General features: G+C 62.8%; 12 protein-coding genes. 8 read left to right on the plus strand and 4 right to left on the minus strand.

The window, feature by feature from the left end; all coding sequences use genetic code 11:
• Nucleotides 1-10 precede the first annotated feature (10 nt).
• Together purD and LJE91_14665 are read left to right on the plus strand one after the other, a co-directional pair.
• Nucleotides 11-1312, plus strand: a complete 1302-nt coding sequence (gene purD / locus LJE91_14660) for a phosphoribosylamine--glycine ligase (protein ID MCG6869921.1) — start codon at nt 11-13, stop codon at nt 1310-1312.
• Between the two features lie 53 nt (nt 1313-1365).
• Nucleotides 1366-2529 (plus strand): PQQ-dependent sugar dehydrogenase, encoded by a 1164-nt coding sequence (locus LJE91_14665; protein MCG6869922.1) that lies wholly within the window; start codon nt 1366-1368, stop codon nt 2527-2529.
• A gap of 54 nt (nt 2530-2583) precedes the next feature.
• Here LJE91_14665 and LJE91_14670 read toward each other — a convergent pair whose 3' ends face one another.
• The 4 genes from LJE91_14670 to trxA all read right to left on the minus strand — a co-directional run bounded on the left by LJE91_14670 (nt 2584) and on the right by trxA (nt 7370).
• Nucleotides 2584-4404: a S8 family serine peptidase gene (locus LJE91_14670; GenBank protein ID MCG6869923.1), complete on the minus strand. Its 1821-nt coding sequence runs from the start codon at nt 4402-4404 to the stop codon at nt 2584-2586.
• Entirely contained in the window at nt 4401-4988 is a 588-nt protein-coding gene (locus tag LJE91_14675) for a hypothetical protein (GenBank protein ID MCG6869924.1), read from the minus strand. Before LJE91_14675 ends, LJE91_14670 begins: the two co-directional genes overlap by 4 nt.
• Before the next feature lie 299 nt (nt 4989-5287).
• The gene (gene rho / locus LJE91_14680) at nt 5288-6544 is read right to left on the minus strand and encodes a transcription termination factor Rho (protein MCG6869925.1); all 1257 of its coding nucleotides are present in this window, start codon (nt 6542-6544) and stop codon (nt 5288-5290) included.
• A 499-nt stretch (nt 6545-7043) separates the two neighbouring features.
• Complete coding sequence (trxA, locus tag LJE91_14685) at nt 7044-7370, minus strand: thioredoxin TrxA (GenBank protein ID MCG6869926.1); 327 nt, start codon at nt 7368-7370, stop codon at nt 7044-7046.
• A 209-nt stretch (nt 7371-7579) separates the two neighbouring features.
• Between trxA and rhlB the strand changes: the two genes are divergently transcribed.
• The 6 genes from rhlB to LJE91_14715 all read left to right on the plus strand — a co-directional run.
• Nucleotides 7580-8881: an ATP-dependent RNA helicase RhlB gene (gene rhlB / locus LJE91_14690; protein ID MCG6869927.1), complete on the plus strand. Its 1302-nt coding sequence runs from the start codon at nt 7580-7582 to the stop codon at nt 8879-8881.
• A 123-nt stretch (nt 8882-9004) separates the two neighbouring features.
• The gene (locus LJE91_14695) at nt 9005-9274 is read left to right on the plus strand and encodes a ferrous iron transport protein A (GenBank protein MCG6869928.1); all 270 of its coding nucleotides are present in this window, start codon (nt 9005-9007) and stop codon (nt 9272-9274) included.
• A gap of 3 nt (nt 9275-9277) precedes the next feature.
• Nucleotides 9278-9511 (plus strand): ferrous iron transport protein A, encoded by a 234-nt coding sequence (locus tag LJE91_14700; protein ID MCG6869929.1) that lies wholly within the window; start codon nt 9278-9280, stop codon nt 9509-9511.
• A complete protein-coding gene (feoB, locus tag LJE91_14705) occupies nt 9508-11727 on the plus strand; it encodes a ferrous iron transport protein B (GenBank protein ID MCG6869930.1) in 2220 nt (739 codons plus the stop codon). Before LJE91_14700 ends, feoB begins: the two co-directional genes overlap by 4 nt.
• 13 nt (nt 11728-11740) lie before the next feature.
• Complete coding sequence (locus tag LJE91_14710) at nt 11741-11935, plus strand: FeoB-associated Cys-rich membrane protein (GenBank protein MCG6869931.1); 195 nt, start codon at nt 11741-11743, stop codon at nt 11933-11935.
• A 54-nt stretch (nt 11936-11989) separates the two neighbouring features.
• The coding region (locus LJE91_14715; GenBank protein MCG6869932.1) for an NAD-dependent epimerase/dehydratase family protein at nt 11990-12167 on the plus strand (178 nt) is incomplete at its 3' end.

A 12167-nucleotide genomic window follows, 5' to 3' on the forward strand; every position in this document is an offset into this window, starting at 1 on the left:
GGAGACCGGTATGAAGATTCTCGTCGTGGGTGGTGGCGGACGCGAGCACGCACTGGCCTGGAAACTGGCGCAATCCCCGCTGGCCGAGGTGGTGTATGTCGCACCGGGCAACGCGGGTACGGCCCGGGAGCCGGGCGTGGAAAACGTCCCCATCGCCGTGGACGACCTGGCGGGACTGGAACGATTCGCACGGGAGAAAGCGGTCGGACTGACCCTTATCGGACCCGAGGCGCCGCTGGTCGCTGGGATCGTCGACACCTTTCGGGAAGCGGACCTGCCGATCTTCGGTCCCTCGCGCGCGGCCTCCCGTCTGGAGGGATCCAAGACCTTCGCCAAGGCGTTTCTCGCCCGCCACGGGATTCCTACCGCCGAGTTCGGCAGTTTCACCGACGCCGGGGAGGCCGAGGCCCATATCCGCGCGCATGGCGCCCCGGTCGTGGTCAAGGCGGACGGACTCGCCGCCGGTAAGGGCGTCATCCTGGCGCAGACCGAGGACGAAGCCGTTGCCGCGGCCCGCGGTATGCTGGCCGGAGATGCGTTCGGTCGGGCCGGGCACCGGGTGGTCGTCGAGTCTTTCCTCGAGGGGGAGGAGGCGAGCTTCATCTGCATGGCCGACGGGGAACACACCCTCGCGATGGCAACCTCGCAGGATCACAAGGCCCGCGATGCCGGCGATACCGGCCCCAACACCGGTGGCATGGGCGCCTATTCCCCGGCACCCGTGGTGACGCGTGAGATGCACGACCGTATCCTGTCGCAGGTCATCGAACCGACGATCCGCGGGATGCGCGAGGACGGCTGTCCCTATCGCGGGTTCCTCTACGCGGGCCTGATGATCTCGTCCGACGGGACGCCAAGGGTACTCGAGTACAACTGCCGTTTCGGCGACCCCGAGACCCAACCGATCCTGCTTCGGCTGAGGTCCGACCTGGTGGAGACGACACTGGCGGCATTGCGCGGCGAGCTGGACCGGACCACCCTGGCGTGGGACCCGCGCAGTGCGCTCGGCGTCGTCATGGCAGCCGGCGGTTATCCGGACGCCTATCGAAACGGGGATGTCATCTCCGGGCTCGACGGCGTGGACAGCGAGGATATCAAGGTGTTCCACGCCGGGACCCGAGAGGACGGCGGCGATGTCGTCACCAGCGGGGGACGGGTCCTGTGCGTCACCGCGCTGGGTGATAACGTCACGCAGGCCGGTCAACGGGCATATGCCGCAATCGAGCGAATCCAGTGGCGCGACGCCTACTTCCGCCCGGATATCGGTCACCGCGCCGTGGCCAGGGAACGCGTTTCGGACGTGGTCGCCTGATGGCCACCGGGACCTGCCGGTGCCCGGCGTATCCTCGATGCGCGTTCGAGAGGTTGACCTCGTTCGCATCGTTACTGATCGCGCTATCGGCCTGCGGCTCCGGTACCGGACCGGCCGAACTGCTCTCGGAACCGCCCCTCTCGATCGAACAGGCCTGGCCGGAACTGAGCTTCGACCACCCGACGGGTCTCTTCCATGCCCCCGGGGACGATTCGCGCTGGTACGTCACCGAACAAAGCGGCAGGATCCTTTGGTTCGACCCGCAGAATGAAGACACCGCCGTTGCCCACACCTACCTCGATGACAGCGCGGTGGTCGACGACCGGTTCGAGGGCGGGATGCTGGGCATGGCATTTCACCCTCGGTTCGACACCAACCGGCAGGTCTACGTCTCCTATACCGTGCCCGGTGTAGAGCCGGGCGAGACCATGCAGTCCCGGGTATCGCGAATGCGGGATGTGGGCGGCAGACTCGACCCGGACAGCGAGGAGGTCCTGCTGCGCGTGGGCCAGCCCTGGGCAAACCACAACGGCGGGAACATCGCCTTCGGACCGGACGGATACCTCTACATCGGGCTGGGAGACGGGGGTGCGGCGGGAGACCCGCACAACAACGCGCAGGACACCACCACCCTTCTTGGCGCCATGCTGCGGATCGACGTCGACCGCGAGGCACCCTACGCGATCCCGCCCGACAATCCACTGATCGAAACGCCGGGCTCGAGACCCGAAATCTTCGCCTGGGGACTGAGAAATCCCTGGGGCTGGGGCTTCGACCGCGCCCCGCCCCATCGACTCTGGCTCGCCGACGTCGGACAGAATAAGGTGGAAGAGATCGACATCGTCGAGAAAGGCGGAAACTACGGCTGGCGCTGCTACGAGGGGACACTCGAATACGACACGCGGGATTGCGGAGATCCGGCAAGGTTCACCTTTCCCGTGGCCGAGTACCGACACGACGAGGGGTATTCGATCACCGGAGGCCGGGTCTATCGGGGTGGGGCGATACCCGCCTTACGGGGTGTGTACATCTTTGGCGACTACGGCAGCGGCACGATCTGGGGCCTGTTCGGGGGGATATCCCGAGGTCTGGAGAGAAGGGTGCTGGCGACGACGCCATTGTCGATTGTCGGTTTTACCGAAGACATCGACGGCGAGATCCTGATCGTCGACTACGAGGAAGGGGAACTCTACCGCGTCGTTCCGGCGGCGTCCTGAAAACAGCCGAGACGTACCCGCGCGCACCGGTACCGCCGCCGTGTCCCGGCACCGCTATTCCGGCCCCGTTCCATAGAACGCGAGACGCCATGACCGGAAGGTCCCCGCATCTCCGGGAAACCCGTCCCTGACCGTCAGCTGCCACGTCCCGTCCGCCCCTTCTCCCAGGTGCCGGGCGCTGCCAAAGACCCAGTCAAGATACACCGAACAGGCGTCGTTGGCGCAGGTATGCGTTTCGGCCAGCGTACTTCGCGCACCGGTCGGTGAGGTCAGGACGACTTCGAGATCACCCGAGTACCCGTGGTCCTGCGCAGAAAACGTCACCTCGATGAACTCGATCCGCCGGATCCCGGTGCCGCTGGCGGTGATGGTATCGCTTGCACCGATCGGGTCGTTGTCCGGTATCGGGAGCGACGGCCGGGACTCCGCGGTGACCGCACTGATCTGCGGCCCGACGTTCGTCCAGGTCCTGGCGGCCTCGACCGCGGCCGCGGCATCGACGACACCGAAACCGTAACGATGGTTGAAGTGATACGCTGGCGCCGTACCGAAATCGGCCCAGCCGGGGTCCGCCGGATCATTTCTGCGCGCGGTCTGCGCGAGGATGAGCCTGACGTCACGCCAGCCGAGGGTCGGGTTGGCTTCCAGCATCAGGGCGACCACGCCGGAAACGAGCGGCGCAGCCGCAGAGGTCCCGCCGAAGCCATTCGTGTAGTTATTGTTCGCGAGGTTCCCCGCTGAGCCCGTGGAATTGAAGCCGTACTCACCCGTGCGGTCCGTCGTCACCAGCGACGGCATCCCCGGCGCGCTGACCCACAGATTGGCGCCCCGCTCCGAAAAAAACGATTGGCGTCCGTCATGGTCCACGGAGGCCACGGTGATCACGCCACGGTGATTGGCGTACGCATCGTAGTTGGAATTGTCCCGCGGAGCGCCGTTTCCGGCGGCCCAGACGTACACGATACCGCGTCCATTCCGCCCCTGCGTCAGGCCGGTCCTGACCCCCTCGCGCCATTCGAACGAACTGTGGTCCAGCGTACCCTGCCCGTCCGTCGGTCCCCAACTGTTGTTGGAGACGGCGTTTTCCACGGCGTCGCGCGCCATGGCGTCACCCTCGTTTACCGAAGTGGCCCGCACAAGCAGGTTGTAACCCACCAGTCCCGCCAGGGGCGCCACACCCCTGACGCCCTTGCCGTTACGGTCGCGCGCCGCAATGAGACCAGCGACGGATGTCCCGTGGGCCAAATCTGCCGGATTCCCCAGGGAAGGGGCAGGAGGTGTCGGGTCGGGGGTCCCGCTCAGATAGTTCCAACCCGCACCCTCGACCACATTGGGGGCGAGGTCCTCGTGTGCCACCTCCAGCCCGTCGTCTACGACGACCGTCCGCACATCCCGGCCCCGTATCCCGGATTCGGTCCACACCGGCAGAACGTTCACGTCCTCGTTCGCCGTACCACCGGTCTGCCCTCGGTTGTCCAGGTGCCATTGCAGGGCAAACAGGGGGTCATCGCCTGAGAACGTGACATTGACGGTGGTATCCGCGGTCAGGGCGATGCGGCACATCTCGCTCGTCCCGCACACGGCCGTGCCCCAGTCCAAGACGCCGGAACCCTCACCGGGGCTTGCAGTCAGCGTCACCACCGTACCGTCGTGAAACGACGTGGAGCAGGCTGGGCCACAGTCGATACCCGAGGGTGTGCTGGTCACCCTTCCGTCACCGGAGACAACGATGAGCAATGACCGGTCAGGCGCTGGTTCGACGCCGCCTCCACCGTCACAGGCGGCAATCGCGAAGGCCACCGGCAACAGCATGGACCTGAAGGCGCGAATGCGTCGGAAACCCTGGGTCGATGCGGGCTCCAGCCGGACGCTCACCGGGGTACACGCTCCGTCCACCAGTTGGGTGTCGCTGCAATGACGCCCTCTGTTTCATGTATCCGGTTGGCGGTTTCGAGCGATTCCAGCCCCGGTGGTGTGTCGATGAAATAGACGTTGGGGCCAAATAACAGGCGCCTTGAGGAGTCCGGTGCATGGCGAATCAGCCAGGCATCGACATCCGCGGGGGAAAGCGCGGGATCGAGATATACGATGACGCCACCGGGCAGGGTACGCAGCGGTCCGCCGGTCGACGGTGTATCGCGAAACACAGGTGAAGCCCTCGTGGGAACACCGGTGTCGGGTTCAGCCGAATCCCCGGCCCGGCGGAATTGCAACCACCCGTACCGCGACGGCAGTCTCACGCGCCGTCCGGAACGCGGCGAGGCGGTACCGGAACCATCGCCGATCGGATTCGCGAACTCCGCGACGAGATCGCTTTCCAACCAGACCGTTTGCCGCTCGTCTCCGTCGTACCAGTACCGCACATCCCCTGCGGTGGCATGGTCGGCCGAGCCGTCGGAACCGGCGTCCGCTGCGGTCGCCCTTGGGAGAAAAAGGACCATGCAAAGGGCTGCGATCATACCCGTTGCAATCCGCCGTCTCGATTTCCCTTGCCGTTGCCGCATCGACGCACGTTCCTCCCGCGAGGAAACTATACGCCGTGGAGACAAACCGGGGAACCGGTCCAATTCGCCATGAGTGAGCCGGAGCGTAACGGGTCTCTCATTGCCCTTGACTCGCGACCAAGGGAGCGTCGTACCCTTTTCGGGTGAGAGAAATCACGCGTTTCGGTGTACCGGACTGAAGAATGGAACCGTCGCCTTCCCTCAGACCACAGCGGTGACAGTAAGGAAGGGATTCAGCAGTTGGGCGGCTAACCCTATCGTTTCATGGAATCGAAGAATTCGTTGTTCGTCTTGTTGGACTGCAACCGGCCGAGAAGGAACTCCATCGCCTCAATATCGTCCATCGAGTGCAGGAACTTGCGCAGGATCCACAGTTTCTGCAATTCGTCCGGGTCCGTGAGAAGTTCCTCGCGGCGGGTGCCGGACCGGTTGATGTTGATGGCCGGGAAGACGCGTTTTTCCGCGATGCGCCGATCGAGATGAATCTCGCTGTTACCGGTTCCCTTGAACTCCTCGTAGATGACCTCGTCCATCTTGGAGCCTGTGTCGATCAGGGCCGTCGCCATGATGGTGAGACTGCCGCCTTCCTCGATATTGCGCGCCGCACCGAAAAACCGCTTGGGTCGCTGCAACGCGTTTGCGTCGACACCGCCGGTCAACACCTTACCGGAGGAAGGCACCACGGTATTATAGGCGCGCGCAAGCCGGGTGATGGAATCCAGGAGTATCACAACGTCCGTGCGATGCTCTACGAGCCGCTTGGCTTTTTCGATGACCATCTCGGCGACCTGCACGTGGCGCGTCGCGGGTTCGTCGAAGGTGCTGGAGATCACCTCTCCGCGTACCATGCGCTCCATCTCGGTGACTTCCTCCGGCCGCTCATCGATCAGCAGCACGATGAGATAGCATTCGGGCTGATTGGCCGCGATGCTCTGCGCAATGTTCTGCAGCATGATCGTCTTGCCCGCCTTCGGCGGCGACACGATCAGCCCGCGCTGTCCCTTGCCGATGGGTGCGACGATATCGATGACCCGCGCGACGATGTCCTCGGTACTGCCGTTTCCGCGTTCGAGGCGGATCCGATCGTCGGCATGCAACGGTGTCAGGTTCTCGAACAGGATCTTGTTCTTGGCGACCTCCGGCGACTCGAAGTTGATCTTGTCCATCTTGAGCATCGCGAAGTAGCGCTCGCCATCCTTGGGCGGGCGTATCTTTCCCGATACGGTATCCCCGGTCCGCAGCCCGAATCGCCGGATCTGGCTCGGAGAGACATAGATATCGTCCGGTCCCGCAAGATAGGACGCATCGCCCGAACGCAGAAAACCAAATCCGTCCTGCAGTATTTCCAGGACGCCGTCCCCGAAAATATCCTCTCCGTTTTTGGCCCGCGCCCTCAGAATCGAAAAGACGATGTCCTGTTTTCTCGAGCGGGCGACGCCGTCGATTCCCACCGACTCGGCAATGCTGATCAGTTCCGAGGCGGGTTTCTTCTTCAGTTCGGTCAAGTTCATGATGTCAGGGGTCGTGTCTGGAACGAAATGGGATAGTCAAGATGGACACACGGGTGTTATCCGGCAGCAGGATCGAAGCACCCGCGATGGGATGTTGCGAAACGGCAGTTTATTACACTGGACCGGCGGTGCCGATGATCTGTCAGCTGGAGTATCTGATGGGTACGGAGTCAAGTAGATACTGTGAACGAACGCCACCGAGCCTCTACAACCCTTACTTTCCGATCCGATATTCGTTATGGATGGATCCCGTCAGGCTTTGCATCGGTTGGAAGCTGGAGGCGACAGGGCGAACGGCCCAGTGCATCGCACCAACCTGCTCAAGGTATCTCAGCGTGCATTCACTACGGGAATCATCACTTATGATATTCAGGCAACCCGCAACAACGCGGCCACGGTTTGTCTGGGCAGATCTGTATGGGAAGGAAATTGATATTTAAAGTCCTTTTAACACTAAATACAGGATCCGTCCAGTTGATTTGCCGGGTCTGCCCGGGGATCAGATGCTTTGATCGAGAAATGCGGTGAGCTGCGATTTCGATAGCGCACCGACCTTGGTCGCCTCCACCTCTCCGTCCTTGAATAGCATCAGGGTCGGAATACCCCGAATTCCGTATTTGGGCGGGGTCGTGGGGTTGTCGTCGATATTCAGTTTTGCGATCCGCACCTTGCCATCATACTCATCCGCAATCTCGTCGAGGATCGGCGCGATCATCTTGCACGGGCCACACCACTCGGCCCAGTAATCCACCAGTACCGGCACATCGGACTTGAGTACCTCTTGCTCGAAACTCCCATCCGATACGTGAAGTATCTTCTCGCTCACCGTATTGCTCCTCGAAGCGGCGTCATGTTGGTTCCCGGGATGGCGTAAATTGCTCGCCCAAGGGAGAGACTACAATCGGGATAGGTTATCGATCAAGGCCGAGGCGGTGTAAGAATTTGCCTGCATGGGCCAAAAGTCTAACTTATCCCGTGCATCAAGTCCATGCCGACTAGCGGCCATCGGCACGAAAATTCGGGTATCCTAACTAGATGAGTGAACATCTATTGACGGAACTGAAGTTCAGCGACATCGACCTGCCACCGGAAGTCCAGAAAGGACTCGACGACGCAGGCTTCGAATATTGTACCTCGATTCAGGAGAAGGCGTTGCCACTGACACGCGCCGGGCGTGACGTCGCGGGCCAGGCGCAAACCGGCACCGGCAAAACCGCCGCCTTCCTGGTCGCACTGTTCTCGACCCTGCTTCGAGACCCGCCCAGCGACAACAGGCGTCCCAGCCAACCGCTTGCCATCGTCATCGCCCCGACTCGCGAACTCGCCATACAGATCTACAACGACGCAACCACGCTGGGAAGCCACACCGGACTTTCGATCGGTGTCGTCTACGGTGGGGAAGGCTATGTCAGCCAGCGGGAACGGCTCGCGGCGGGGATCGATGTACTGATCGGCACTCCTGGACGGATTATCGATTATTTCAAGCAGCGCGTGTTCGATCTCAAGGCCATTCGCGTGATGGTACTTGACGAGGCCGACCGCATGTTCGACCTGGGGTTCATCCGCGACATACGCTACCTGATGCGCCGCATGCCGTTGCCGGAAAAGCGTCTCAGCATGCTGTTCTCGGCGACACTCTCCTACCGTGTCATGGAACTCGCCTACGAACACATGAACAACCCCGAGATGGTCCGGATCGAGCCTGATCAGGTGACGACGGCCCGGGTACGGCAGGCCATCTACTACCCTTCCAACGACGAAAAGATACCCCTGCTAATCGGATTGCTGAAACAGCATGACCCCAAGCGCACCATGGTGTTCGTCAACACCAAGCGAACCGCCGAGCGGGTAACGGCCTACCTGGAGGAGAACGGCTACAAGACAGCCCTGCTCTCCGGCGATGTGCCGCAGCGCAAGCGCTTGGCCTTGCTCAAGGGATTTACCACCGGCGAGTTTCCACTGCTGGTCGCAACCGACGTGGCCTCCCGCGGCCTGCACATCCCCGAGGTCAGCCATATTGTCAATTTCGACCTGCCGCAGTCCGAAGAGGACTACGTACACAGGATCGGACGTACGGCGCGGGCCGGCGCCGATGGCGACGCCATCAGCTTTGCCTGCGAGGAGTATGCATTTCACCTCCCGGAGATCGAGGCGTACATCGGATACAAGATCCCCGCCGAAAGCGTGTCACCGGATCTGCTGGCGGAAGCGCGGGTCCCACCAAGGCGCAGGCACCCGAAACGCACCGGCCGGCGGGACAGTACGCCCCCGGGAAGGAGGCGATCGAGCGGCAACCGGCGACGGCGACCGGAAGACACCCCCGTCGGAAGCCACTGACCTGCGAGTGCCTCCATGCCCCCTGCGAGGCGCGCCTCCCTTGATCTGCAGCAATGAGAAGTATTATCATTACGATTAGTTTTTTTATCGTGGTAACAACGCGCAGTCAGGGGGGCCGTCTCGATGACATTGATTGAACTTTCCCGGGGTGAGACCGCGGTCATCACCCAGATACGATCGCCGGATCTGAAGATGCGGGAAAAACTGCACGCCCGCGGCCTGGCACCCGGCGCCGAGATTGCGCTGATGCAAGCCGGAAAGCTGATCGTTGTCGGTCTCGAGCACAGCCGTTGGGCACTGAACCGGAGCGAGGCCTTGCATATCGAGGTATCTCCTCTCAACGTCCGCTTGAAGAAGCGGCGCTCCTGGATCCACCCCTTCTGTAGACCGTAATTCATGGACCGTTCACTCGCGGACCTGAAACCCGGAGACCGGGCACGGGTCATCAGATTCAATGATATGGGTCCCCTTTCCCAGCGCATCATGACGCTCGGCTTGCTGGAAGGCAGCGAGGTGCAGGTAATTCGGCGTGCACCCACCGGGGACCCGATGGAGATTCGCGTGATGGATTACGCGCTGTCGCTGCGCCGCGACGAGGCAAGCACGATCCAGGTCGAACTGCTCTCGTGACGTGCTGCGAATCCGCACATGCCGTTGAAACGGACCGTACCGCTACCGGTACCGTCTCGCGTACCACGCGTACCATCGCGCTGGTCGGCAACCCCAATACCGGCAAGAGTACACTCTTCAATATCCTCACCGGGCTGCGCCAGAAGACCGGCAACTACCCCGGCGTCACGGTCGAGAAACACACCGGCACACTGACCCTGGCTTCAGGTGAGGTGCAGCTGATCGACGTCCCGGGCACCTACTCGCTCGCCGCGCAGTCCCCCGACGAGATGGTCGCCATCGATACCCTGCTCGGCAGATTCGACGAGCTGGAGCGACCCGGCGCGGTACTGCTTCTGGTCGACGCCTCCAATCTGCGCCGTAACCTCTATTTCGCCAGCCAGGTCCTCGAGATGGGACTCGCGGTTGTCGTGGCGTTGAACATGACCGACGTCGCCGCGCGTAAGGGCATCCGGATCGATGACCGGTCGCTGGCGCGGGCACTCGATGCAAGGGTGGTGCCCATGGTCGCCGCCCGTGGGGAAGGGGTCGAGGAGCTGAAGCGGGTCCTCGATGACGTGCTGCAACAGGGTCACGCCCCCTCGGTCAGGCTGCTGCCGGAACTCAAGCAGGCCTCGACAGCACTTTGCGGGGAACTACGGGCCGAGGGCGTGGAGATCGACGTCCAGGAGGTGGCGCGCGCCCTGATCGACGTCGGTGGCTACGCAGAGCAGCGCCTTCAGAGGCTGGCGGGCCGGGATCTGTCCGCGCGCCTGGATGGGTTGCGGAACGACGTCGGTGCGGGACAGGCGCTCAGCGGACTCGAGGCGCGGTCCCGATACGGCTGGATCAACGATATCATGACCGATGTCGAAACACGCCAGGAGACCGGCACCAGCTGGTCGGACCGCATTGACCGCTTCGTCAGTCACCCCGGTTGGGGGAGCCTCCTGTTTCTCGTCGTGATGGCCGCGGTGTTCCAGGCCGTGTTTTCCTGGGCGACGCCGATGATGGACCTGATTGACGCGGGCACCACGGGGCTGGGAGCGATTCTGTCGGCATGGTTGCCCCCCGGGGCATTGTCGAGCCTGCTGATCGACGGGGTGATCGCCGGTGTCGGTAGCGTCGTGATCTTCCTGCCACAGATCCTGATCCTGTTTGCCTTCATCATCCTGCTGGAGGACACGGGCTACATGGCCCGCGCGGCGTTCCTCATGGACCGGCTGATGCGATGGTGCGGCCTTTCGGGTCAGTCATTCATTCCCATGTTGTCCAGCTTCGCCTGCGCGGTCCCCGGCATCATGGCAACTCGCGTGATTCCGGACCGGCGCGACCGGATCGCGACCATACTCGCCGCCCCGTTCATGACCTGCTCGGCCCGCCTGCCCGTATACGCACTCCTGATCGCGGCCTTCGTCCCGCAGCGAAGCTGGTTGGGCGGATTCATCAATCTGCAGGGCCTAATCCTGCTCGGTCTGTATCTGCTCGGCATTTTCGGTGGCGTGATCACGGCGTTCGTGCTCAAGAAAACCCTGCTGCGCGGACCGACGCCGACGTTTCTCATGGAGCTTCCACCGTACCGGCGACCGAATCTGAAGTCGGCACTACTCCGGTTGATGGATCGCGCGGTGATCTTCCTGCGACGCGCCGGTACCGTGATATTTACAGTCGCGCTGATCGTGTGGGCACTGGCCTATTTCCCTCACCCGGGGTCGATCCACGACGCCTACGAAGTACAGCGGACCGAGGCGTCGAACCGGTTTGGCGGCGTCGAGCTGGAACAGCGTCGCGTGGCACTCGACAATCGCGAGGCGGCGGCGTACCTGGACCAGAGCATCCTTGGCAGAATGGGGAGGATCGTCGATCCGATCTTCCGGCCCCTGGGCTGGGACTGGAAGGTCTCGGCGGCGGTCATCGCGGGGTTTCCGGCGCGCGAAGTGGTCATCGCCGTACTCGGCACCATCTATGCCGTCGGGCAAGACGTCGACGCGGAGAGCGACAGCCTCAAGGGGAGGCTCCAGGGGGCGCGCTGGCCCGACGGGGAACCGGTCTACACGCTGCCGATGGTCCTGGGCCTGCTGGTCTTCTACGCCTTCTGCCTGCAATGCGTGGCGACGGTCGCCACCATCCGGCGAGAGGCGGCAAGCTGGTCCTGGGCCCTGTTCGCCTGGACCTATATGACTTCGCTGGGTTACCTGGCGGCGCTCGCCGTGTTCCAGATCGGCACCCGAATCTGATCAAAACCTCCTCATGAACCAGTATTTGCAGGAATGGATCGCGCTCGCCGTCGTAGTCTCGCTTGCCGCCGTGGCGGCGCTCCGACTCTGGAGGCGACACGCGCGACCCAGTAGAGCACCCGGATGCGGCGGCTCGTGTTCCGGCTGCAACGCGGCCCGCGCCGAGGTGCCCGCGGAAAGGACACAGGATACGAGGTGCGCGGGTTAAGGCGACAAATGTGTACAATATCGCCCCCTCAAGACTGACCAGCACCCGTTTGACATGAAGAAAAGGACAATCTGTATTCTCGGAGGGACCGGATTTGTGGGTCAGCACCTGGTGGCCAGGTTGGCGGATGAGGGACAGGCGATGCGCGTGCCGACGCGCAGACCGCATCGCAACCGTGACCTACAGGTGTTGCCCACCGTGCGACTGGTCGAGTCGGACGTCCACGACCCGG

The organism is Gammaproteobacteria bacterium (genome assembly GCA_022340215.1).
Taxonomy (GTDB): domain Bacteria; phylum Pseudomonadota; class Gammaproteobacteria; order JAJDOJ01; family JAJDOJ01; genus JAJDOJ01.